A 21011-nucleotide genomic window follows, 5' to 3' on the forward strand; every position below is an offset into this window, starting at 1 on the left:
ACGAACCATGTCCACCCTAGCAGACAATATTTCCGTCATTGCCCGCCGCATCGACAGCGCGGCCCGGGCCGCCGGGCGTGACCCGGCCAGCGTGCAGCTGCTGGCGGTGAGCAAGACCAAGCCCGCCAGCGCCATCCGCGAGGCTCATGCCGCTGGCCTGTGCCACATGGGTGAGAACTACCTTCAGGAAGCCCTGACAAAACAACAGGCGCTTTCCGACCTGCCCTTGATCTGGCACTTCATCGGCCCCATTCAGTCGAACAAGACCAAGGCCATCGCCGAGCACTTCGACTGGGTACATTCCGTGGACCGCCTGAAGATTGCCCAACGCCTCTCGGAGCAGCGCCCCGCCGAGCTGCCACCGCTGAACATCTGCCTGCAGGTGAATGTCAGCGGCGAGGCCAGCAAGTCCGGTTGCTCGCCCGCCGAACTGCCAGCCCTGGCCCAGGCCGTGAACGTCCTGCCCGGCCTTCGCCTGCGCGGGTTGATGGCGATCCCGGAACCTACCGAGGACCGCGCCGAGCAAGAGGCCGCTTTCGCCACGCTGCGTGAACTGCAGGCCCAGCTCGGCCTCGGCCTGGACACCCTGTCCATGGGCATGAGCCATGACCTGGAAGCCGCCATCGCCCAAGGCGCGACCTGGGTCCGCATCGGTACCGCCTTGTTCGGCGCCCGCGACTACGGCCAGGCCTGATTCCATGCTTAACTCACTCTTCCCCTACAAGGACCCGACATGAGCAAGACTCGTATTGCCTTTATCGGCGCCGGCAACATGGCCGCCAGCCTGATCGGCGGCCTGCGCGCCCAGGGCCTGGACACCGCACTGATTCGCGCCAGCGACCCAGGTGCCGAAACCCGCGCACGCATCACTGCCGAGCACGGCATCGAAGCCTTCGAAGACAACGCCAAGGCTATCGATGGCGTGGACGTGATCGTCCTGGCAGTCAAACCGCAAGTCATGAAAGCGGTCTGCGAAACACTGAAGCCGAACCTGAAACCGGGCCAGCTGGTGGTTTCCATTGCCGCCGGCATCACCTGCGCCAGCCTGCAGGCCTGGCTGGGCGCGATCCCCCTGGTACGCTGCATGCCGAACACCCCGGCGCTGCTGCGTCAGGGTGTCAGCGGCTTGTACGCAACCCGGGAAGTTTCCATGGAACAACGCCGCCAGGCCGAACAGCTGCTGTCAGCCGTGGGCACCGCCCTGTGGCTGGAGCACGAACAGCAACTGGACGCCGTCACAGCCGTCTCCGGTAGTGGCCCGGCGTATTTCTTCCTGCTGATCGAAGCCATGACCACTGCCGGCGAAAAACTCGGCCTGCCGCGCGAGACCGCCTCGCAACTGACCCTGCAGACCGCACTGGGCGCCGCCCGCATGGCAGTTTCCAGCGACGTCGACGCCGCCGAGCTGCGTCGCCGCGTGACCTCGCCGGCCGGCACCACGGAAGCGGCGATCAAATCGTTCCAGGCCAACGGCTTCGAGGGCATCGTCGAACAGGCCCTGCAAGCCGCGGCGAAACGCTCGGCCGAGCTGGCCGAGAAACTGGGCAAATAAGGAGCTTTTGATGAATGCACTGTCCGGCGCCGCGATCTTCGTGGTGCAAACCCTGGTCAGCCTGTACCTGGTGATCGTCCTGCTGCGCTTCGTGCTGCAGCTGGTCAAGGCCGACTTCTACAACCCGCTGAGCCAGTTCGCCGTGCGCGCCACCCAGCCACTGCTCAAGCCGCTGCGCCGCGTGGTCCCCAGCATCGCTGGCCTGGATACCTCCTCGCTGCTGCTGTCGATCATCATCCAGGCGCTGCTGATGGCCTTCGTGCTGATGGTCACCTACGGCACCTTCGGCGACGTCCTGCACCTGCTGATGTGGTCGATCCTGGGCATCACCTCGCTGTTCCTGAAGATCTTCTGGGTGGCGATGATCGTCATGGTGATCGTCTCCTGGGTAGCCCCGAACAGCCATAACCCTGCTGCAGAACTGGCCTACCAGATCAGCGAACCGGTGCTGGCGCCGTTCCGCCGCCTGGTGCCGAACCTCGGCGGCATGGACATTTCGCCGATCTTCGCCTTCATCGCCATCCAGGTGATCCAGTCGTTCCTCATGCCCCAGCTGGCAGCCTACGCCGGCATGCCGCAAGAGCTGTGGCGGATGATCTGACCCACCCTGCATCCAGCGGCAAGCCTTTGCTTGCCGCTGGGGGTAGCGCTCTTTAGACTTACGCCTCCGTCAAGCGTGAGCAGGGTCGATGTCCACTGTCCTTCCCGAAGATTCCGTCGGTCTGGTAACACCGCAGATCGCCCGGTTCGATGAACCGCTGGCCCTGGCCTGTGGCCGCGCCCTGGCCTCGTACGAGCTGATCTACGAAACCTATGGCACCCTCAACAGCAGCGCCAGCAATGCCGTGCTGATCTGCCATGCGCTGTCCGGCCACCATCATGCCGCTGGCTACCATGCCGCCACCGACCGCAAGCCGGGCTGGTGGGACAGCTGCATCGGCCCCGGCAAGCCGATCGACACCAACCGCTTCTTCGTGGTCAGCCTGAACAACCTCGGCGGTTGCAATGGCAGCACCGGCCCCAGCAGCCTCAACCCGGCCACCGGCAAGCCCTACGGTGCCGATTTCCCGGTGCTGACCGTGGAAGACTGGGTGCACAGCCAGGCGCGCCTGGCCGATCGCCTGGGGATCCATACCTGGGCCGCCATCGTCGGCGGCAGCCTGGGTGGCATGCAGGCGCTGCAATGGACCATCACCTACCCGGATCGGGTGCGCCATTGCGTGGACATCGCCTCGGCGCCCAAGCTGTCGGCGCAGAACATCGCCTTCAACGAAGTGGCGCGCCAGGCCATCCTCACCGACCCCGAGTTCCACGGCGGCTCGTTCCAGGACCAGGGCGTGATCCCCAAGCGCGGCCTGATGCTGGCGCGCATGGTCGGCCACATCACCTACCTGTCCGACGACTCGATGGGCGAGAAGTTCGGCCGAGAGCTCAAGAGCGACAAGCTCAACTACGACTTCCACAGCGTCGAATTCCAGGTCGAAAGCTACCTGCGCTACCAGGGTGAGGAATTCTCCGGCCGCTTCGACGCCAACACCTACCTGTTGATGACCAAGGCCCTGGACTACTACGACCCGGCCGCCGCCCATGGCGGCGACCTGGCGGCAACCCTGGCCCACGTCACGGCGGACTACTGCATCATGTCGTTCACCACCGACTGGCGCTTCTCGCCGGCCCGTTCGCGGGAGATCGTCGACGCCCTGATGGCCGCGCGCAAGAACGTCTGCTACCTGGACATCGACTCGCCTTACGGCCACGACGCCTTCCTCATCCCGACCCCCCGCTACATGCAGGGTTTCGCCAACTACATGAACCGCATCGCCGTTTGAGGACCCCATGAGAGCCGACCTGGAAATCATCCAAGACTGGATCCCCGCCGGCAGCCGGGTACTCGACCTGGGCTGCGGCAACGGCGAACTGCTGGCCTCGCTGCGTGAACGCAAGAACGTCACCGGCTACGGCCTGGAGATCGACGCCGACAACATCGCCGCCTGCGTGGCCAAGGGCGTCAACGTGATCGAGCAGGACCTGGACAAGGGCCTGGGCAACTTCGCCAGCAACAGCTTCGACGTGGTGGTCATGACCCAGGCCCTGCAGGCCGTGGAGTACCCCGACCGGATCCTCGACGAAATGCTGCGGGTGGGCCGCCAGTGCATCATCACCTTCCCCAACTTTGGTCACTGGCGCTGCCGCTGGTACCTGGCGACCAAGGGTCGCATGCCAGTCTCGGACTTCATGCCGTATACCTGGTACAACACGCCGAACATCCACTTCTGCACCTTCGAGGACTTCGAGAACCTGTGCCATGAGCGCAAGGCCAAGGTCCTCGACCGCCTTGCCGTCGACCACCTGCACCGTAACGGGTTGGGCGGCCGGCTTTGGCCTAATCTTCTAGGTGAGATCGGTATCTATCGGGTCAGCAGCCCGGGCCTGCAGGAGCATCAGCTCGCGGTCTGACCCTCAACGGAGGAATGGCATCATGCGTCGACTAGCACTGTTTCTGATCAGCCTGTGCCTGGCCTTGCCGGTACTGGCTGCCGATGCCGCCAGGCCCGAGCGCAAGGAAGTGTTCGGTGATGTGACGGTCCACTACAGCGCCTTCACCTCAAGCATGCTGCAACCCGACATCGCTGCCGCCACGGGCCTGACCCGCAGCAAGAACCAGGGCGTGCTCAACATCGCCGTGCTCAAGGCCGGCAAGCCCGCGATGGCGGTAGTCAGCGGCACAGTGAAAGATCTCACCGGGCGCAGCAGTCCGTTGTCTTTCAAACAGATTACCGATCAGGGTGCGGTGTACTACATCGCACAGTTCAAGATCGACCAGGCCGAGACCGTCACCTTCGACCTCAACGTCGAGAGCGGCGGCGTCAGCAATAAACTCAGCTTCAACCAGGAAGTGTTCCCAGGCGAATGATGAATTTCCAGCAACTCGTATTGGCCAGCCATAACGCCGGCAAACTCAAGGAACTGCAGGCCATGCTCGGCGAGTCCGTGAACCTGCGCTCGATTGGTGAATTCAGCCAGGTTGAGCCGGAGGAGACCGGCCTGTCGTTCGTCGAGAACGCCATCCTCAAGGCGCGCAACGCCGCGCGCATTTCCGGCCTGCCGGCACTGGCCGACGACTCGGGCCTGGCGGTGGACTTCCTCGGCGGCGCGCCGGGTATCTACTCGGCACGCTATGCCGACGGCAAGGGCGACGCGGCGAACAACGCCAAGCTGCTCGATGCGCTCAAGGATGTGCCTGAAGACCAGCGCGGCGCTCAATTCGTCTGCGTTCTGGCCCTGGTGCGGCACGCCGACGACCCGCTGCCGATCCTCTGCGAAGGTCTGTGGCACGGCAGCATCCTGTTCGAAGCCAGCGGCGAACATGGCTTCGGCTACGACCCGCTGTTCTGGGTGCCGGAACGCAAATGCTCCAGCGCCGACCTGGCCCCTGTCGACAAGAACCAACTCAGCCACCGCGCCCGCGCCATGGCCCTGCTGCGTCAGCGTCTGGGCCTGGCATGAGCGAAAAGCTGTTGGTACAGCCGGCGGGCCTGATCCTTCCCGAACTCCCGCCGCTGTCGCTCTATATCCATATTCCCTGGTGCGTGCGCAAATGCCCGTACTGCGACTTCAACTCGCACCAGGCCGGCCCGACCCTGCCGGAAGCTGAGTACATCGACGCCCTGCTCGCCGACCTCGACCAGGAAATGCATGCCGTGCAGAGCCGTCCGATCAGCACGATCTTCTTCGGCGGCGGCACCCCGAGCCTGTTCAGCGCCGACGCGCTTGGGCGCCTGCTGCGCGGTATCGAGCAACGCATCCCGTTCGCCCCGGACATCGAGATCACCCTCGAGGCCAACCCGGGTACCTTCGAGCAGGAGAAGTTCAAGGCCTACCGCCAGACCGGCATCAATCGGCTGTCCATCGGCGTGCAGAGTTTCCAGCCCGCCAAGCTCGAACGACTCGGGCGCATCCACAATGGCGCCGAAGCGGTGCGAGCCGCCGATATGGCCCGCGCCGCGGGCTTCGACAACTTCAACATGGACCTGATGCACGGCTTGCCAGACCAGTCGCTCGACGACGCCTTGGGCGACCTGCGCCAGGCCATCGAGCTGGCGCCGACGCACCTGTCCTGGTACCAGCTGACGGTGGAACCCAACACGGTGTTCTGGAACCAGCCGCCTGAGCTGCCCGAGGACGACATCCTCTGGGATATCCAGGAAGCCGGCCAGGCGCTGATGGCGGACCACGGTTACCGCCAGTATGAAGTCTCGGCCTACGCCCAAGCCGGTAGTGCTGCGCGGCACAACCTGAACTACTGGCGCTTCGGCGACTTCATCGGCATCGGTGCCGGCGCCCACGGCAAGCTGTCGTTCCCGGACGGGCGCATCCTACGCACCTGGAAGACCCGCCTGCCCAAGGACTACCTGAACCCGTCCAAGCCGTTCAAGGCCGGCGAGAAGCTGTTGCCGGCCGATGAGCTACCCTTCGAGTTCCTGATGAACGCGCTGCGCCTCACCGACGGAGTTGAGGCCGAGCTGTTCAACCTGCGTACCGGCCTGCCTCTTGCACAACTGGCCGAAGCCCGCCGTGAAGCCGAACAAAAAGGCCTTTTGCGGGTCGAACCGGATCGTCTGGCCGCCACGCCGCGTGGCCAACTGTTCCTCAACGACCTGCTGCAGTACTTCTTGAATTAAGGATGACCCATGGACCTGGTACTTGACCTGCTCTCGACCGTTTCCCGCTGGAGCCGCAGCAACCTCTCAGAGATTTCGCTGGCCCTGGTGGGCTGCCTGCTGGTGCTGTTCGGCACCGATATCAAAGGCTGGGTCGAGGGGCGCCTGGGCGGCCTGGCCGGCGCCCTGCGCGTGCCATTCATGGCACTGCTGGTGATGATCGGCAGCGGTGCCGCGCTGATCTATGCGACGCCGTGGATCGTCAAGGGGCTGGGTCAGTTCAACAACTATGCGCTGGCGCCGGTGCTACTGGTGGTACTGGTTTTGATCGGCGTGGTCGCTGATCGGCGGGGGTGAGCGTCCGCTAAAAGCCGCCCTGGCAGGCCAGGGCGGCTTCTCACCCGACCAACCCCTTAACGGGCATCGTCGAAGTGATCACGCAGGAAGTCCCTGACGGTCCTGAAAATGATCAGGATCCGAATGAGCTTCCAGACGCGGCTCAGCGTATTCAGCAAACGCTTCATATGCCTTGGCCTCCGTGCTGGCTGGGCCAATCTTCCAGCGTCTGACCGGCACTTCGACGCCTTCGGTGATCATGTGGGTTATCGCCAGTGAAGTGGCCAGGTGGATGGCCCTTCGAAAATCACACCGGCGCGGTTCGTAGGCCGCGTCGAAGGGGCCGAGACAGCAAAGTCATTGGTTTCCCGGCCCGCCACTGGATATCCTCACATGAGAGCGCAGCGATCTTACGACAATCGAAAGTTCAAGACTGTTACCAGCTCAGTCACAGATAATGCCGAATATTTCCATGATTGACGCTGTTTTGAGGCTGCCCTAATATTTCACCCGTGGGTTGTCTCCAGTGAAACCAAAGTACGCAGGCCAAGGATTCGTAACCCAAAGCCCGCATAAAAAAACCGCCCTTGCCAAGGCGGTTTTTTTGTACCTGCAATTTCGCAGGTTTGAAGGGCAGCACCGAACGAACCCGGCTCAGCTCACCTTCTCGAACTTCAGATCCCACACCCCATGCCCAAGGCGCTCACCGCGACGCTCGAACTTGGTGATCGGCCGCTCTTCCGGACGCGGCACGTAGGCGCCATCAGCCGCCTGGTTGCGATAGCCTGGCGCCACTTTCATTACTTCAAGCATGTGCTCGGCATAGGGCTCCCAGTCGGTGGCCATATGGAACACACCGCCGACTTTCAGCTTGCTGCGCACCAGCTCGGCGAACTCCGGCTGAACGATCCGGCGCTTGTGGTGACGCGCCTTGTGCCAAGGATCGGGGAAGAACAGCATCAGACGGTCAAGGCTGTTGTCCGCCACGCAGCGGTTGAGCACTTCGATGGCATCGCAGTCGTACACCCGCAGGTTCTTCAGCCCCTGTGTCAGCACGCCATTGAGCAGCGCGCCGACACCCGGGCGGTGCACTTCGACACCAATGAAGTCCAGCTCAGGCGATGCGGCAGCCATTTCCAGCAGCGAGTGACCCATGCCGAAGCCGATCTCCAGGGTGCGCGGCGCCGAACGGCCGAACACCTGGTCATAGTCCACCGGGCTGTCGGCCAGCGGCAGGATGAACTGCGGGCCGCCCTGGTCCAGGCCGCGCTGCTGGCCTTCGGTCATGCGCCCAGCGCGCATCACGAAGCTCTTGATACGGCGGTGCGGGCGGGTTTCGCCGTCTTCGGAGATCGGCGTTTCTTGCGATTCAGTCATCAGGAGCTCTTACTTGATCAGACCATCCAGCGGCGAAGAGGCGCTGGCATAGAGTTTTTTCGGCATGCGACCGGCCAGATAGGCCATGCGACCGGCAACGATGGCGTGTTTCATGGCTTCGGCCATCAGTACCGGCTGCTGGGCATGGGCGATGGCCGAGTTCATCAGCACCGCTTCGCAACCCATTTCCATGGCGATGGTCGCATCGGAGGCTGTACCCACGCCGGCATCGACCAGCACCGGCACCTTGGATTCCTCCAGGATGATCTGCAGGTTGTACGGGTTGCAGATGCCAAGGCCGGTGCCGATCAGGCCGGCCAGCGGCATGACGGCGATACAGCCGGCTTCGGCCAGCTGACGGGCGATGATCGGGTCATCGCTGGTGTAGACCATCACATCGAAACCTTCCTTGACCAGCACTTCGGCGGCCTTGAGGGTTTCGATCACATTGGGGAACAGGGTTTTCTGGTCGGCCAGCACTTCCAGCTTCACCAGCGTCCTGGACTCATGGGACTTGCGGCCATCGAGCAGTTCACGGGCCAGGCGGCAGGTGCGCACCGCTTCCGTCGCATCGAAGCAACCGGCGGTGTTCGGCAGGATGGTGTACTTGTCTGGCGACAGCACGTCGAGCAGGTTCGGCTCACCCGCGTTCTGGCCCAGGTTGGTACGGCGCACGGCGACGGTGACGATCTCGGCACCCGAGGCCTCGGTGGCCAGGCGGGTTTCTTCCATGTCACGGTACTTGCCGGTGCCGACCAGCAGGCGCGACTGGAAAGTGCGCCCGGCCAGGATGAAGGGCTTGTCGCTGCGAACGTTGCTCATCGTTGTTCCTCAGGAAAGATTGCGGGACTTTGCTGGCGAGGTTTCAGGGGCGGTTAGCCGCCACCGATGGCGTGGACCACCTCGACCTGGTCGCCGTCCTTGAGCTGCGTGCTCTCATGCTGGCTACGCGGCACGATGTCCAGGTTCAGTTCCACCGCCACCCGGCGGCCGGCCAGCTCCAGCCGGCCCAGCAGCGCCGCGACGCTCTCGCCCGCGGGCAGTTCGTAAGGTTCACCGTTCAATTGAATGCGCATGCGCACGGCCACCATTGTTCTTTGGGGCCCGCATTCTAGCCCCGATCCGCCCTGCAACCCAAGGGCGACACACGCCATTAGTCGCGATTGTGGACCGACCGGTCAGCCCAGCCGCCAGGCGGCCAACCCCAGGCAAAGCCAGCCAGCAAGGAAGCACAGGCCGCCCAGCGGGGTGATCATGCCGAGCTTGCCCAGGCCGCTGAGCGTGAGGGCGTAGAGGCTACCGGAGAACAGCAGGATACCCACGGCGAACAAGCCACCTGCCCAGCCAACCAGGCGCCCGGGCAAGTGCGCCGACAGCACCGCCACGCCCAGTATCGCCAGGGCATGCACCAGTTGGTAGGTGACACCGGTATGGAAGATCGCCAGGTAGTCGGCGCTGAGACGGTTTTTCAAGCCATGGGCGGCGAAAGCGCCGAGGGCGACGCCGGTAAAGCCGAAGAACGCGGCGAGCATCAGGAAGCTGCGAAGCATGGGACGACTCCTCGGGAGGGGTCTGTATAATGGCCCGTTCCAACGGTCCGGCCAAGCCATCACCATGCTGTCATCCCTTCTTCGCCGCCTTTCCCGCGTCCTGCTCTGGTTCGCTGCTGGCAGCATCGCCGTGGTCCTGGTGTTGCGCTGGGTGCCGCCGCCCGGCACCGCGCTGATGGTCGAGCGCAAGGTGCAGTCATGGGCCAGCGGCGAGCCGATCGACCTGCAACGTGACTGGACGCCGTGGGAGGAAATCTCCGACGAGCTCAAGGTGGCGGTCATCGCCGGCGAAGACCAGAAGTTCGCCAGCCACTGGGGCTTCGATATCCCTGCGATCCAGGCGGCGCTGGCTTACAACGAGCGTGGCGGCAAAGTGCGTGGCGCCAGCACGCTGACCCAGCAGGTGGCCAAGAACCTGTTCCTGTGGTCCGGGCGCAGTTGGCTGCGCAAGGGGCTGGAAGCCTGGTTCACCGCCCTTATCGAGTTGTTCTGGTCGAAGGAACGGATACTCGAGGTGTATCTGAACAGTGCCGAATGGGGCAAGGGCGTGTTCGGTGCCCAGGCGGCGGCGCGTTATCACTTCGGCGTGGATGCCAGCCGCCTGACGCGACAACAGGCCGCACAGCTCGCGGCCGTGCTGCCAAGCCCGATCAAGTGGAGTGCCAGCCGCCCCAGCGCCTATGTGGCAAGCCGTGCGGGGTGGATCCGCCGGCAGATGAGCCAGTTGGGCGGGCCGAGCTACCTGATGCAGCTGGATGCTTCGCGCAGGCGTTAAAGCCCGCTCCCACGCCCCAGTCAGCTTCAACACACAAAAAAGCCGCTGCCTCTTCCGAGAGCAGCGGCTTTTCAATCCAGCCAGGGCGCCGATCAGATCGTGATCAATGCCTTGACCTTGTTCATCGCGTTCTTCTCCAGCTGGCGAATACGCTCGGCCGACACGCTGTACTTTTCTGCCAGCTCATGCAGCGTGGCCTTCTCTTCGGCCAGCCAACGCTGGTAGAGGATGTCGCGGCTGCGATCATCCAGGCCCTGCAGCGCTTCATGCAGGTTGCTGGTGGAGTTGTCGCTCCAGTCAGCGTCCTCTAGTTGCACGGCGGGGTTGTAGCGGTGGTCTTCCAGGTAATGCGCAGGCGACTGGAAGGCGCTGTCATCGTCGGCTTCCGCCGCCGGGTCGAAGGCCATGTCCTGGCCGCTCAAACGGCTTTCCATCTCACGCACTTCACGCGGCTCGACACCCAGGCTCTCGGCCACGCGATGGACTTCGTCATTGTTCAACCAGGCCAGGCGTTTCTTCTGGCTGCGCAGGTTGAAGAACAGCTTGCGCTGGGCCTTGGTGGTGGCCACCTTGACGATGCGCCAGTTGCGCAGGATGAACTCGTGGATCTCGGCCTTGATCCAGTGCACGGCGAAGGACACCAGACGCACGCCCATTTCCGGGTTGAAGCGCTTTACCGCCTTCATCAGGCCAACGTTGCCTTCTTGGATCAGGTCGGCCTGGGCCAGCCCGTAGCCCGCATAGCTACGCGCGATGTGTACGACGAAACGCAGGTGGGCCATCACCATTTGCCGAGCGGCCTCGAGATCCTGCTCGTAATAGAGACGCTCGGCCAGTTCACGCTCCTGCTCCGGCGTCAGCAAGGGGATGCTGTTGACCGTGTGCACATAGGCTTCCAGGTTTGCACCGGGAACCAGGGCATAGGCAGGTTGCAACGAATTGGTCATTCAAGTACCTCCGGCTTACAGACTCATGCCTTTTGGGCACTGCCAGCATAGACAAGGAACCGTTGTACAAGTTCCAGAATGAAAAATTTGTCAATACTGGCCATGAAACATTTATCGCGGTGCAAGCTCGTTCAGGTGACGAGCGACTGCGATCCATGCACCGATATACCCCAACAGTACCGCCCCGATCAAGAGTGAAAGTCCATCCGAGGCTGGTACGCCACCCAGGGCGAAATCACTGCCATACAGGCCGGAAAGCCCGACCACCGCGTCGTTCAGCCAGTTCAGGCCGAACGCCAGGATGCCCCAGGCCAGCACGCCCGCACCCAGTCCATACAGGGCACCCATGTACAGGAAAGGGCGCCGTACGTAGCTGTCGGTGCCACCGACGAGCTTGATCACTTCGATCTCGACCCGGCGGTTTTCGATATGTAGACGAATTGTGTTACCGATTACTAACAGCAGCGCGGAAATCAGCATCACCGCCAGGCCGAAGACGAACCGGTCACCCAGCTTGAGAATCGCCGCCAGGCGCTCGACCCATACCAGGTCCAGCTGCGCCGTTTCCACGCGAGGTAGCTCGGAGAGGCGCTGACGCAAGGCTTCCAGGGCTGGCTTGTCGACCTCGGTCGGGGTCACCACCACCACGCCGGGCAGTGGGTTGTCCGGCAGTTCACGCAGCGCCTCGCCCAGGCCCGACTGTTGCTGGAACTCTTCCAGCGCCTGCTCGCGGCTGACGTACTGCGCCTCGGCGACGCCGGGCATGCCCTTGATCTCGTCACGCAGGGCCTCGCCATCGCGGCTGCTGGCATCGAGCTTGAGGTACAGCGAGATCTGCGCCGCGCGCTGCCAGGAGCCGCCGAGTTTCTCGACATTCTTGAGCAACAACGACAGGCCCATGGGCATGCTCAGCGCCACGGCCATCACCAGGCAGGTGAAGAAACTGCCAATCGGCTGCTTGCCCAGGCGGCGCAAACTGTCGGCCAGGCTGGCACGGTGGCTTTCCAGCCAGGCGTGCAGGAGGCTGCGCAAATCCGGACCATCGTCATCATGATCGCCACGCTTTTTCTTCGATGGCTGCGGATCAGCGGCTTTCGGCGCGACCCGCTCGGAAACCTTTGGTGTACGTGTGGTGCTCATTGCCCGGCCTCCCCATCGCCGATCAAGCGGCCGCGTTGCAGCGTCAGCATGCGGTGGCGCATGCGCGCGATCAGCGCCAGGTCGTGACTGGCGATCAGTACCGTAGTGCCCAGGCGGTTGATGTCCTCGAACACGCCCATGATCTCGGCGGCCAGGCGCGGGTCGAGGTTACCGGTGGGTTCATCCGCCAGCAGCAGGGCCGGCTGATGCACGATGGCCCGGGCAATGCCGACCCGCTGTTGCTGGCCGGTGGACAGGTCGGCCGGGAACAGTTCGCCCTTGTCGCTCAGCGACACACGCTCCAGCGCCGAGTCGACGCGTTTGGCGATCTCGGCCTTGGACAGCCCGAGAATCTGCAACGGCAGGGCGATGTTGTTGAACACCGTGCGGTCAAACAGCAACTGGTGGTTCTGGAACACCACGCCGATCTGCCGGCGCAGGAACGGAATCTGCGCGTTGCTGATCTGGCCCAGGTCCTGCCCGGCCAGCAGCAGCTTGCCGCTGGTCGGACGCTCCATGGCCAGCAGCAGCCGCAACAGGGTGCTCTTGCCGGCGCCGGAGTGGCCGGTGACGAACAGGAACTCGCCACGACGCGCCCGGAAGCTCAGTTCGTGCAGGCCGACATGGCCGTTGGGATAGCGCTTGGCTACCTGTTCGAATCGGATCATGAAGGTTCACGCTCGGCGAACAGCGCCTTGACGAAAGGTTCGGCTTCGAAGGTGCGCAGGTCGTCGATACCCTCGCCCACACCGATGAAGCGGATCGGGATGTTGAACTGCTTGGCCAGGGCGAAGATCACGCCGCCCTTGGCGGTACCATCCAGCTTGGTCAGGGCCAGGCCCGTCAGCTCGACGCTCTGGTTGAAGTACTTGGCCTGGCTGATGGCGTTCTGCCCGGTACCGGCATCGAGCACCAGCAGCACCTCGTGCGGCGCCTCGACATCAAGCTTGCCCATGACCCGACGGACCTTCTTCAGCTCTTCCATCAGGTTGTCCTTGGTGTGCAGACGACCAGCGGTATCGGCGATCAGCACATCGACGTTACGGGCCTTGGCGGCCTGCACCGCATCGAAGATCACCGAAGCCGAGTCGGCACCGGTGTGCTGGGCAATCACCGGGATCTGGTTACGCTCGCCCCACACCTGCAACTGCTCTACCGCGGCGGCGCGGAAGGTGTCGCCGGCCGCGAGCATGACTTTCTTGCCCTCAAGCTGCAGCTTCTTCGCCAGCTTGCCGATGGTGGTGGTCTTGCCAGCCCCGTTCACGCCAACCACAAGGATCACGTAGGGCTTTTTCTGCGCCTCGATCTTCAGCGGCTGCTCGACCGGGCGCAGCAGCGCGGCCAGTTCTTCCTGCAGCGACTTGTAAAGCGCATCGGCGTCTGCCAACTGCTTGCGGGCAACTTTCTGGGTCAGGTTCTGGACGATGGTCGAGGTGGCCTCGACGCCGACGTCGGCGGTCAGCAACCGGGTCTCGATTTCATCGAGCAGGTCGTCGTCGATGACCTTCTTGCCGAGGAACAGGCTGGCCATGCCTTCGCCGATGCTGGCGCTGGTCTTCGACAGGCCCTGCTTGAGGCGGGCGAAGAAACCAGGTTTGGCCGGCTCGGCGGCCGCCACGACGACAGGCTCTGGGTCGACTGGAGCCGACGCAACGACCGGCGCGGTTTCGACAACCGGTGCTGGAGCGACAATGGCAGCGGCTACCGTTTCGACGGACGGCCGGGCGGGGATGACGGGCGGCGCCTTGGGTTCCAGGTCCTCGACCAATGCCACCGGCTCTTCAGCGACAGGCAAGACCAGGTTGCTGACCGGGGCCGCGGTCACTTCGACCTCGACCGGTTGCAGCATTGCAACCACCGGCTCTGGCGCGAGCTCCGGCTGCGGTGCAGCAACCACCGGCTCTGGCACGGGCTCCGGCTGCGGCGCTACAACCACCGGCTCTGGCACGGGCTCCGGCTGCGGCGCTACAACCACCGGCTCTGGCACAGGCTCCGGCTGCGGCGCTACAACCACCGGCTCTGGCACGGGCTCCGGCTGCGGCGTGGCAACCACTGGTTCAGGAACAGGTGCCTGCGACGGCTCGGCAGCCGGTGCGGTCTGCTCGACGGGCGCTTGCGGTGCAGGGGCTTGCGGCTGTTCGGCGGCAGTTTGTTCCGGCTTCTTGCGGAACCAGCTGAACAGGCCTTTCTTCTCGCCAGCCGCGGCCGGCGCTTTTTTGTCGTCGTTGGAACCAAACATGGAAGACGGCTATCTCAGGGTAGCGATGGGCCAGCAGCGGCGCATCGGGAATTCTTAACTCACGCAGAACAGACTACTGTGAAGCCAGCGGGTTCATGCGCAACGTTTTGTCGTAAGGGCCTGCAGGCCAGAACGGCGACAGGCATGGTCGCCAGGCAACCGGATCAGTATCCTAGCACCTCCTGGCCCGCCGACGCTAAACCCAAGCGGGCCGCCGAACAGGTTGAACACCGTATGAATGCTCTAGCCCGCCGCGCCGCTGGCCTGTTGCTCGGCACGCTGTGCCTGCCGCTGGCGGCTTTCGCCGCCGATGTGCAACCCACCCACGAATTCATCCTAGATAACGGCCTGAAAGTGGTCGTGCGCGAGGACCACCGGGCGCCGGTGGTGGTTTCGCAGATCTGGTACAAGGTCGGTTCCAGCTACGAGACACCGGGCCAGACCGGCCTGTCCCATGCCCTGGAACACATGATGTTCAAGGGCAGCGCCAAGATCGGCCCCGGCGAGGCCTCGCGCATCCTGCGCGATCTCGGCGCCGAGGAAAACGCCTTCACCAGCGACGACTACACCGCTTACTACCAGGTGCTGGCCCGCGATCGCCTGCCGGTGGCCCTGGAGCTCGAAGCCGACCGCCTGGCCAGCCTGCGCCTGCCAGCCGACGAATTCAGCCGCGAGATCGAGGTGATCAAGGAAGAGCGCCGCCTGCGCACCGACGACCAGCCCAATGCCAAGGCCTTCGAGCTGTTCCGCGCCATGGCCTACCCGGCCAGCGGCTACCACACGCCGACCATCGGCTGGATGGCCGACCTCGAGCGCATGAAGGTCGAGGAACTGCGTCACTGGTACGAGTCCTGGTACGCCCCGAACAACGCCACCCTGGTGGTGGTCGGCGACGTCAAGCCGGACGAGGTCAGGGCCTTGGCGCAGAAGTACTTCGGCCCCATCCCCAAACGCGCCGTGCCGCCGAGCAAACTGCCGCTGGAACTGGCCGAGCCGGGCCAGCGCCTGCTCACCCTGCACCTGCGCACGCAACTGCCCAGCCTGATCTACGGCTTCAATGTCCCGGCCCTGGCCACCGCCAAGGACCCGCGCAGCGTCAACGCCCTGCGGCTGATCTCGGCCCTGCTCGACGGCGGCTACAGCGCCCGCATGCCGGCACGCCTGGAGCGCGGCCAGGAATTGGTGGCCGGTGCCTCCTCCAGCTACAACGCCTTCACCCGCGGCGACAGCCTGTTCATGATCTCGGCCACGCCCAACGTGCAGAAACACAAGACCCTGGCCGAAGTAGAGAAAGGCATCTGGCAGTTGCTCGACGAGCTCAAGACCACGCCACCGACCGCCGAAGAGCTCGAGCGCGTACGCGCCCAGGTGATCGCCGGCCTGGTCTACGACCGCGACTCGATCAGCAGCCAGGCCACCACCATCGGGCAACTGGAAACGGTCGGCCTGTCCTGGAAGCTGATCGACAGCGAACTCGACGACCTCAAGCGCGTGACCCCGGAGGACATCCAGGCCGCCGCCCGCACCTATTTCACCCGCGAACGCCTGAGCGTTGCCCATGTACTGCCCGAGGAGTCCGCTCATGAGTGATCGCAGCGCACCCCGTTACACCCTGTTCGGCCTGGCGATCATCGTGCTGGTGGTGGCCATCGCCGCGCTGCTGGCGCGCCCTGCCCAGTCCGACAGCCAAAGCCAGGCCGACGCCGCGGCCCGCCCGGCCAACACCCTGCAATCGCTGGCCGAACTGGACGGCAAGGCCCCCAGCCGACGCCAGTTGAACATCCAGCACTGGACCACTGCCGAAGGCGCCCGGGTGCTGTTCGTCGAGGCCCGCGAGTTGCCGATGTTCGACCTGCGCGTGACCTTCGCCGCCGGCAGCAGCCAGGACGGCGGCACCCCAGGCCTGGCCACTCTGACCAACGCCATGCTCAACGAGGGCGTGGCCGGCAAGGACGTCACCGCCATTGCCGAAGGCTTCGAAGGCCTGGGCGCCGACTTCGGCAACGGTTCCTACCGCGACATGGCCGTGGCCTCGCTGCGCAGCCTCAGCGCCACGGAAAAACGCGAGCCGGCGTTGAAACTGTTCACCGAGGTGGTGGGCCAGCCGACCTTCCCCGAGGACGCCCTCAAGCGCATCAAGAACCAGTTGCTGGCGGGCTTCGAGTACGAGAAGCAGAACCCGGGCAAGATTGCCGGCAAGACGCTGTTCGCCAATCTCTATGGCCAGCACCCCTATGCCAGCCCCAGCGACGGTACCGCCGAGTCCATTCCAGGCATCACCCTGGCCCAGCTGCGCACTTTCCACGGCAAGGCTTACGCCGCCGGCAACGCGGTGATCGCCCTGGTCGGCGACCTCAGCCGCGGCGAAGCCGAGGCCATCGCCGCGCAGGTCTCCGCCGGCCTGCCCAAGGGCGCTGCACTGGCCAAGCCGGAGCAACCTGTCGAGCCCAAGCCAGGGGCCACGCATATCGACTTCCCGTCCAAGCAGACCCACCTGATGCTTGCCGAGCTGGGCATCGACCGTAACGATGCGGACTGGCCGGCGCTGTCGCTGGGTAACCAGATCCTCGGCGGCGGTGCCTTCGGCACCCGCCTGATGAGCGAAGTGCGTGAAAAGCGCGGCCTGACCTACGGCGTGTACTCGGTCTTCAGCCCGATGCAGGTGCGCGGCCCGTTCATGATCAACCTGCAAACCCGCGCCGAACTCAGCGAGGGCACGCTCAAGCTGGTCCAGGATATCCTGGCCGACTACCTGAAGAACGGTCCGACCCAGCAGGAACTGGACGATGCCAAGCGCGAGCTGGCCGGCAGCTTCCCGCTGTCCAATGCCAGCAACGCCAGCATTGTCGGGCAGCTGGGCGCGATCGGCTTCTACAACCTGCCGCTGAGCTGGCTGGAGGACTTCATGCAACAGTCCCAGGCGCTGAGCGTCGAGCAGGTCAAGGCCGCCATGAACAAGCATCTCGCGGCGGACAAGCTGGTGATCGTCACCGTCGGCCCGAAGGTGGCGCAGCAACCGCTGCCGGCCCCCACTGACAAACCCGCCGAGCAGCCGCTCGGCGTACCGGAGCACTAATGGCAAGACCCAACACTCCCGCGCGCCCGGCCCCGGGCGCCAGCAAGGGCCCCGGCCAGTTGCGCATCATCGCCGGCGAATGGCGCAGCCGTCGCCTGGCCGTGCCGGAAGGCGAAGGCCTGCGCCCGACCCCAGACCGCGTGCGCGAAACCCTGTTCAACTGGCTGGCGCCCTACATCGAGGGCGCCCTGGTGCTCGATGCCTTCACCGGCAGCGGCGCCCTGGTGCTCGAAGCGCTGTCCCGTGGCGCGAAGGATGCCGTGGCGCTGGACAGCAACCCTGCGGCCACCACCAACCTCAAGGACAACCTCGAAGTGTTGCGCTGCCCACGCGGGCAGATCCTGCAGACCGACGCCCTGCGCTACCTGCAAGGCTCGGCCAAGCAGCAGTTCGACGTGGTGTTTCTCGATCCGCCGTTCCACCAGGACCTGCTGGCCAATACCTGCCACCTGCTGGAGCAGGGCCAGTGGCTGCGCGAGCAGGCGTGGATCTATACCGAAAGCGAAGCCGTGCCCTCTTCGCTGCCAATGCCAGGCAACTGGCGCCTGCACCGCGAGAAGAAGACCGGCCAGGTGCATTACGCCCTGTGGCGGCGCGCGGCTGGCGACCAATAGCACAGGCGCGAGGGCGGTGTTTCATGGCACTCTAGGCAGGCACATCACGAGCCGCTCAGCATGCCCAGCCTCACCGCCACCTTCCGCCCGGCCGCCGGCCTGTCCAACCCCCACTTGCAGACATTGTGGGGGCCACTCTGGCGCAAGCTCCCGGACCTGCCGCGCAATCGCGAGCGTCTATGGCTGGCGGACGGCGATTTTCTCGACCTCGACTGGCACGGCCCGCACCAGGCCGATGCGCCCTTGGTGCTGGTACTCCACGGCCTGACCGGGTCGTCCAATTCGCCGTATGTCAAAGGCCTGCAACTGGCCCTGCAGGCACGCAGCTGGGCCAGTGTCGCGGTGAACTGGCGCGGCTGCTCGGGCGAACCCAACCTATTGGCGCGCAGCTACCATTCCGGGGCCAGCGAAGACCTGGCCGAAACCATCCGTCACCTGCGGGCGCAGCGGCCGCTGGCGCCGCTGTATGCCGTGGGCTATTCGCTGGGCGGCAATGTGCTGCTCAAGTACCTGGGTGAAAGCGGCGCGGCCAGCCAGCTGGAGGCAGCGGTAGCGGTGTCGGTGCCGTTTCGCCTGGACCAGTGCGCCGACCGTATCGGCCTGGGTTTCTCGAAGGTCTACCAGGCGCATTTCATGCGCCAGATGCTGGCCTACGTGCAGGACAAGCAACAGCACTTCCGCGACAAGGGCCACCATGAAGGGCTGGCCACCCTCGAACGCCTGGGCCCGCTGCGCAACCTGCGCACGTTCTGGGACTTCGATGGCAAGGTGACCGCGCCCCTCAATGGCTTCAGCGATGCCCATGACTACTACCGGCGCGCCTCCAGCCGCTACTACCTGGGCGAGAACCGCACACCGACGCTGATCATCCACGCCAACGATGATCCGTTCGTGTTTGGCCACAGCTTGCCCGATGCCAGTGAGCTGGCGGCGCAGACGCAGTTCGAACTGCACAGCCGGGGTGGGCATGTGGGGTTCGTCGAGGGCAGCCTGCGCAATCCGGAGTACTACCTGGAACGGCGGATTCCGCAGTGGCTGATGGAAGGGCGATAGGCCCCATCCAGGATCATCAGGTGAAGGAAGGCTTTGTGGGCGCGGCGGTGCGCCGATCCCACATCAGGACTCACTCGCCAGTGGCTACGCCGCGCCTCGGATCATTGATCCACTCACTCCACGACCCGGCATACAACCGCCCCAGCGGATAACCCGCCAGCGACAGGGCAAACAGGTTGTGGCAAGCCGTCACGCCAGAGCCGCAATAAGCCACCAGGTCCTCCGGCGACCGATCGCCCAGTTTTTCGGCAAACCGCTGTTTCAGCTGGGCGGCCGGCAGGAACCGCCCGTCCGCGCCAAGGTTGTCGGTGAATGCCGCGCATCGGGCGCCAGGGATATGCCCGGCCACCGGGTCGATCGGCTCGACCTCGCCACGGAAGCGCGGCAGGCCGCGCGCGTCGATCAAGGTCATCGCGGGGTCGTCCAGGCGCTTGGCCAGGTGGGCGGCATCGATCAGCAGCGCCATGTCCGGCTCACCGCTGAAATTGCCTTCGCGCCGTACCGGCGGGTCGAGGCTCAGCGGCAGGTGGGCGGCGTGCCAGGCCTTCAGGCCGCCATCGAGGATGAACACCGCGTCGCGCTTGCCCAGCCAGGCCAGCAGCCACCAGGCACGGGCGGCAAAGGCGCCGGGGCCGTCGTCGTAGAGCACCACCTGGCTGTCGTTGTCCACGCCCCACTCGCGAAGGCGCTCCACCAGCCGCTGCGGGTCGGGCAGCGGGTGGCGGCCTGTGCTGCCCTTGAGCACCGGCCCGCTCAGGTCGCGTTCGAGGTCGGCGCAGTGCGCCCCGGCAATATGCCCTTCGGCGTAGCTGCGTTGGCCATAGTCGACATCTTCCAAGGCAAAGCGGCAGTCGAGGATCACCAGGCCGGGCGCGTCCAGGCGTTCGGCCAGCTGTTGCGGGGTGATCAATTGCGCGAGGGGCATGACAATCTCCTGATGAATGGCTCGAAACCCCGGATCAATGCTCCAGGGCCTGGTTGAACGGGACATGGAACTCAGCACACAGCGCCTGTACCGCGGCACGCGCGGTCGGGGTGACATACCCCAGCTCCAGCACCACCACCTGATAGACGCCGCGCTTGAACGCTTCTTCACCCAGGTGCGCGGAATGCTCGCGGGTGGTGCTGAGAAAACGCACCCAGGAAGTCAGCACGATCCAGGCGTTGATGGTCAGCGACTCCACCTGCGCGGCGTCCATGTTCAGGATGCCGGCCTCGACAAAGCCGCGGTAAATGGCCTGCCCCTGCTGCAGACAGCGCTGCGAGAAGCGCCGATAGCGGGCCGCCAGTTCCGGGTCGCTGTCGAGCAGGTGCTCGAGGTCGCGGTGCAGGAAGCGGTAGTTCCACATCGCCGCCAGCAGCGCCTTGAGGTAGAAGCGCTTGTCTTCGACGGTGGCGGTGCGGCCCTGGGGCGGGCGCAGGAAGCTGTCGACCAGCGCTTCGTACTGATTGAACAGCACGGCGATGATCGCCTGCTTGTTGGGGAAGTGGTAGTACAGGTTGCCGGGCGAGATTTCCATGTGCGCGGCAATGTGGTTGGTGCTGACGCAACGCTCGCCCTGCTGGTTGAACAGCTCCAGGCTGCTCTGCACGATGCGCTCTCGGGTCTTCATGCGCGGGGCCATGCTCAGCTCCAGTCTCCAGCGTGTAAGGATCGGGCCCATCTTACGGCTTCCAGCCCGTCGGGTGCA

25 protein-coding genes are annotated in these 21011 nt (G+C 64.6%); 14 read left to right on the top strand and 11 right to left on the bottom strand.

What is annotated here, in order from left to right:
• Nucleotides 1–7: 7 nt before the first annotated feature.
• From ACVWY1_RS15185 to ACVWY1_RS15225, 9 genes are all read left to right on the top strand, one after another.
• Nucleotides 8–694, top strand: coding sequence for a YggS family pyridoxal phosphate-dependent enzyme (locus tag ACVWY1_RS15185; RefSeq protein WP_110697357.1), 687 nt, complete (start codon nt 8–10; stop codon nt 692–694).
• Between the two features lie 39 nt (nt 695–733).
• The gene (gene proC / locus ACVWY1_RS15190) at nt 734–1552 is read left to right on the top strand and encodes a pyrroline-5-carboxylate reductase (protein WP_457378463.1); all 819 of its coding nucleotides are present in this window, start codon (nt 734–736) and stop codon (nt 1550–1552) included.
• 10 nt (nt 1553–1562) lie between these two features.
• Entirely contained in the window at nt 1563–2153 is a 591-nt protein-coding gene (locus ACVWY1_RS15195) for a YggT family protein (RefSeq protein ID WP_023630880.1), read from the top strand.
• Between the two features lie 88 nt (nt 2154–2241).
• Complete coding sequence (gene metX, locus ACVWY1_RS15200; protein ID WP_094011022.1) at nt 2242–3381, top strand: homoserine O-succinyltransferase MetX; 1140 nt, start codon at nt 2242–2244, stop codon at nt 3379–3381.
• A gap of 7 nt (nt 3382–3388) precedes the next feature.
• A complete protein-coding gene (metW, locus tag ACVWY1_RS15205) occupies nt 3389–4009 on the top strand; it encodes a methionine biosynthesis protein MetW (protein ID WP_110697353.1) in 621 nt (206 codons plus the stop codon).
• 22 nt (nt 4010–4031) lie between these two features.
• Nucleotides 4032–4466: a DUF4426 domain-containing protein gene (locus ACVWY1_RS15210; protein WP_110697351.1), complete on the top strand. Its 435-nt coding sequence runs from the start codon at nt 4032–4034 to the stop codon at nt 4464–4466.
• On the top strand, nt 4463–5059 hold the full coding sequence (gene rdgB, locus ACVWY1_RS15215; RefSeq protein WP_367857693.1) for an RdgB/HAM1 family non-canonical purine NTP pyrophosphatase: 597 nt from the start codon (nt 4463–4465) through the stop codon (nt 5057–5059). Before ACVWY1_RS15210 ends, rdgB begins: the two co-directional genes overlap by 4 nt.
• Nucleotides 5056–6234 (top strand): radical SAM family heme chaperone HemW, encoded by a 1179-nt coding sequence (gene hemW, locus ACVWY1_RS15220; protein WP_457378464.1) that lies wholly within the window; start codon nt 5056–5058, stop codon nt 6232–6234. The genes rdgB and hemW overlap by 4 nt, the downstream gene beginning before the upstream one ends.
• A gap of 9 nt (nt 6235–6243) precedes the next feature.
• On the top strand, nt 6244–6570 hold the full coding sequence (locus ACVWY1_RS15225) for a DUF3392 family protein (protein ID WP_011531731.1): 327 nt from the start codon (nt 6244–6246) through the stop codon (nt 6568–6570).
• 78 nt (nt 6571–6648) lie between these two features.
• Here the strand turns inward: ACVWY1_RS15225 and ACVWY1_RS15230 are convergent, their stop codons facing one another.
• From ACVWY1_RS15230 to ACVWY1_RS15250, 5 genes are all read right to left on the bottom strand, one after another.
• The gene (locus tag ACVWY1_RS15230) at nt 6649–6810 is read right to left on the bottom strand and encodes a hypothetical protein (RefSeq protein ID WP_158539545.1); all 162 of its coding nucleotides are present in this window, start codon (nt 6808–6810) and stop codon (nt 6649–6651) included.
• Between the two features lie 393 nt (nt 6811–7203).
• Nucleotides 7204–7926, bottom strand: coding sequence for a tRNA (guanosine(46)-N7)-methyltransferase TrmB (trmB, locus tag ACVWY1_RS15235; RefSeq protein ID WP_139674188.1), 723 nt, complete (start codon nt 7924–7926; stop codon nt 7204–7206).
• A gap of 9 nt (nt 7927–7935) precedes the next feature.
• Nucleotides 7936–8748, bottom strand: coding sequence for a thiazole synthase (locus ACVWY1_RS15240; RefSeq protein ID WP_046853827.1), 813 nt, complete (start codon nt 8746–8748; stop codon nt 7936–7938).
• Nucleotides 8749–8801: 53 nt separating this feature from the next.
• Nucleotides 8802–9002 carry a sulfur carrier protein ThiS gene (gene thiS, locus ACVWY1_RS15245; protein ID WP_038707614.1) on the bottom strand — a complete coding sequence of 67 codons (201 nt, stop codon included), beginning with the start codon at nt 9000–9002 and terminating at the stop codon, nt 8802–8804.
• A 102-nt stretch (nt 9003–9104) separates the two neighbouring features.
• The gene (locus tag ACVWY1_RS15250) at nt 9105–9476 is read right to left on the bottom strand and encodes a DUF423 domain-containing protein (RefSeq protein WP_094011016.1); all 372 of its coding nucleotides are present in this window, start codon (nt 9474–9476) and stop codon (nt 9105–9107) included.
• A gap of 64 nt (nt 9477–9540) precedes the next feature.
• Between ACVWY1_RS15250 and mtgA the strand changes: the two genes are divergently transcribed.
• Entirely contained in the window at nt 9541–10251 is a 711-nt protein-coding gene (gene mtgA / locus ACVWY1_RS15255) for a monofunctional biosynthetic peptidoglycan transglycosylase (RefSeq protein ID WP_102681786.1), read from the top strand.
• Between the two features lie 92 nt (nt 10252–10343).
• On the opposite strand, the gene rpoH is transcribed toward mtgA, so the two are convergent.
• From rpoH to ftsY, 4 genes are all read right to left on the bottom strand, one after another.
• Complete coding sequence (gene rpoH / locus ACVWY1_RS15260) at nt 10344–11198, bottom strand: RNA polymerase sigma factor RpoH (protein WP_023630664.1); 855 nt, start codon at nt 11196–11198, stop codon at nt 10344–10346.
• A 111-nt stretch (nt 11199–11309) separates the two neighbouring features.
• The gene (ftsX, locus tag ACVWY1_RS15265) at nt 11310–12338 is read right to left on the bottom strand and encodes a permease-like cell division protein FtsX (protein WP_102681787.1); all 1029 of its coding nucleotides are present in this window, start codon (nt 12336–12338) and stop codon (nt 11310–11312) included.
• The gene (ftsE, locus tag ACVWY1_RS15270) at nt 12335–13006 is read right to left on the bottom strand and encodes a cell division ATP-binding protein FtsE (RefSeq protein WP_011531723.1); all 672 of its coding nucleotides are present in this window, start codon (nt 13004–13006) and stop codon (nt 12335–12337) included. Before ftsE ends, ftsX begins: the two co-directional genes overlap by 4 nt.
• Nucleotides 13003–14577: a signal recognition particle-docking protein FtsY gene (gene ftsY, locus ACVWY1_RS15275; RefSeq protein WP_457378465.1), complete on the bottom strand. Its 1575-nt coding sequence runs from the start codon at nt 14575–14577 to the stop codon at nt 13003–13005. The genes ftsE and ftsY overlap by 4 nt, the downstream gene beginning before the upstream one ends.
• Nucleotides 14578–14811: 234 nt before the next feature.
• Between ftsY and ACVWY1_RS15280 the strand changes: the two genes are divergently transcribed.
• Genes ACVWY1_RS15280 through ACVWY1_RS15295 form a run of 4 tightly spaced genes read left to right on the top strand, consistent with a single transcriptional unit; the run spans nt 14812 to nt 19320 of the window.
• Nucleotides 14812–16167, top strand: a complete 1356-nt coding sequence (locus ACVWY1_RS15280) for a M16 family metallopeptidase (protein ID WP_102681789.1) — start codon at nt 14812–14814, stop codon at nt 16165–16167.
• The gene (locus tag ACVWY1_RS15285; protein ID WP_277502249.1) at nt 16160–17653 is read left to right on the top strand and encodes a M16 family metallopeptidase; all 1494 of its coding nucleotides are present in this window, start codon (nt 16160–16162) and stop codon (nt 17651–17653) included. Before ACVWY1_RS15280 ends, ACVWY1_RS15285 begins: the two co-directional genes overlap by 8 nt.
• Entirely contained in the window at nt 17653–18267 is a 615-nt protein-coding gene (gene rsmD, locus ACVWY1_RS15290; protein WP_457378466.1) for a 16S rRNA (guanine(966)-N(2))-methyltransferase RsmD, read from the top strand. Before ACVWY1_RS15285 ends, rsmD begins: the two co-directional genes overlap by 1 nt.
• 60 nt (nt 18268–18327) lie before the next feature.
• Nucleotides 18328–19320 (top strand): hydrolase, encoded by a 993-nt coding sequence (locus ACVWY1_RS15295; RefSeq protein ID WP_102681792.1) that lies wholly within the window; start codon nt 18328–18330, stop codon nt 19318–19320.
• Between the two features lie 70 nt (nt 19321–19390).
• On the opposite strand, the gene ACVWY1_RS15300 is transcribed toward ACVWY1_RS15295, so the two are convergent.
• Both ACVWY1_RS15300 and ACVWY1_RS15305 read right to left on the bottom strand, forming a co-directional pair.
• Nucleotides 19391–20245: a sulfurtransferase gene (locus tag ACVWY1_RS15300; protein WP_457378467.1), complete on the bottom strand. Its 855-nt coding sequence runs from the start codon at nt 20243–20245 to the stop codon at nt 19391–19393.
• A 34-nt stretch (nt 20246–20279) separates the two neighbouring features.
• On the bottom strand, nt 20280–20945 hold the full coding sequence (locus ACVWY1_RS15305; RefSeq protein ID WP_102681794.1) for a TetR/AcrR family transcriptional regulator: 666 nt from the start codon (nt 20943–20945) through the stop codon (nt 20280–20282).
• Nucleotides 20946–21011 lie beyond the last annotated feature (66 nt).

Source organism: Pseudomonas sp. TE6288, assembly GCF_054062095.1.

Coding starts and splice junctions, on each gene's coding strand:
- metX (WP_094011022.1), top strand. CDS start 2,242: ATGTCCACTGTCCTTCCCGAAGATTCCGTCGGTCTGGTAACACCGCAG.
- ACVWY1_RS15295 (WP_102681792.1), top strand. CDS start 18,328: ATGCCCAGCCTCACCGCCACCTTCCGCCCGGCCGCCGGCCTGTCCAAC.
- ACVWY1_RS15280 (WP_102681789.1), top strand. CDS start 14,812: ATGAATGCTCTAGCCCGCCGCGCCGCTGGCCTGTTGCTCGGCACGCTG.
- ftsX (WP_102681787.1), bottom strand. CDS start 12,338: ATGAGCACCACACGTACACCAAAGGTTTCCGAGCGGGTCGCGCCGAAA.
- proC (WP_457378463.1), top strand. CDS start 734: ATGAGCAAGACTCGTATTGCCTTTATCGGCGCCGGCAACATGGCCGCC.
- thiS (WP_038707614.1), bottom strand. CDS start 9,002: ATGCGCATTCAATTGAACGGTGAACCTTACGAACTGCCCGCGGGCGAG.
- ACVWY1_RS15210 (WP_110697351.1), top strand. CDS start 4,032: ATGCGTCGACTAGCACTGTTTCTGATCAGCCTGTGCCTGGCCTTGCCG.
- ACVWY1_RS15285 (WP_277502249.1), top strand. CDS start 16,160: ATGAGTGATCGCAGCGCACCCCGTTACACCCTGTTCGGCCTGGCGATC.
- ACVWY1_RS15230 (WP_158539545.1), bottom strand. CDS start 6,810: ATGATCACCGAAGGCGTCGAAGTGCCGGTCAGACGCTGGAAGATTGGC.
- ACVWY1_RS15195 (WP_023630880.1), top strand. CDS start 1,563: ATGAATGCACTGTCCGGCGCCGCGATCTTCGTGGTGCAAACCCTGGTC.
- mtgA (WP_102681786.1), top strand. CDS start 9,541: ATGCTGTCATCCCTTCTTCGCCGCCTTTCCCGCGTCCTGCTCTGGTTC.
- metW (WP_110697353.1), top strand. CDS start 3,389: ATGAGAGCCGACCTGGAAATCATCCAAGACTGGATCCCCGCCGGCAGC.
- ACVWY1_RS15185 (WP_110697357.1), top strand. CDS start 8: ATGTCCACCCTAGCAGACAATATTTCCGTCATTGCCCGCCGCATCGAC.
- rdgB (WP_367857693.1), top strand. CDS start 4,463: ATGATGAATTTCCAGCAACTCGTATTGGCCAGCCATAACGCCGGCAAA.
- rpoH (WP_023630664.1), bottom strand. CDS start 11,198: ATGACCAATTCGTTGCAACCTGCCTATGCCCTGGTTCCCGGTGCAAAC.
- ACVWY1_RS15250 (WP_094011016.1), bottom strand. CDS start 9,476: ATGCTTCGCAGCTTCCTGATGCTCGCCGCGTTCTTCGGCTTTACCGGC.
- trmB (WP_139674188.1), bottom strand. CDS start 7,926: ATGACTGAATCGCAAGAAACGCCGATCTCCGAAGACGGCGAAACCCGC.
- ftsE (WP_011531723.1), bottom strand. CDS start 13,006: ATGATCCGATTCGAACAGGTAGCCAAGCGCTATCCCAACGGCCATGTC.
- ACVWY1_RS15225 (WP_011531731.1), top strand. CDS start 6,244: ATGGACCTGGTACTTGACCTGCTCTCGACCGTTTCCCGCTGGAGCCGC.
- ACVWY1_RS15300 (WP_457378467.1), bottom strand. CDS start 20,245: ATGCCCCTCGCGCAATTGATCACCCCGCAACAGCTGGCCGAACGCCTG.
- ACVWY1_RS15305 (WP_102681794.1), bottom strand. CDS start 20,945: ATGGCCCCGCGCATGAAGACCCGAGAGCGCATCGTGCAGAGCAGCCTG.
- hemW (WP_457378464.1), top strand. CDS start 5,056: ATGAGCGAAAAGCTGTTGGTACAGCCGGCGGGCCTGATCCTTCCCGAA.
- rsmD (WP_457378466.1), top strand. CDS start 17,653: ATGGCAAGACCCAACACTCCCGCGCGCCCGGCCCCGGGCGCCAGCAAG.
- ACVWY1_RS15240 (WP_046853827.1), bottom strand. CDS start 8,748: ATGAGCAACGTTCGCAGCGACAAGCCCTTCATCCTGGCCGGGCGCACT.
- ftsY (WP_457378465.1), bottom strand. CDS start 14,577: ATGTTTGGTTCCAACGACGACAAAAAAGCGCCGGCCGCGGCTGGCGAG.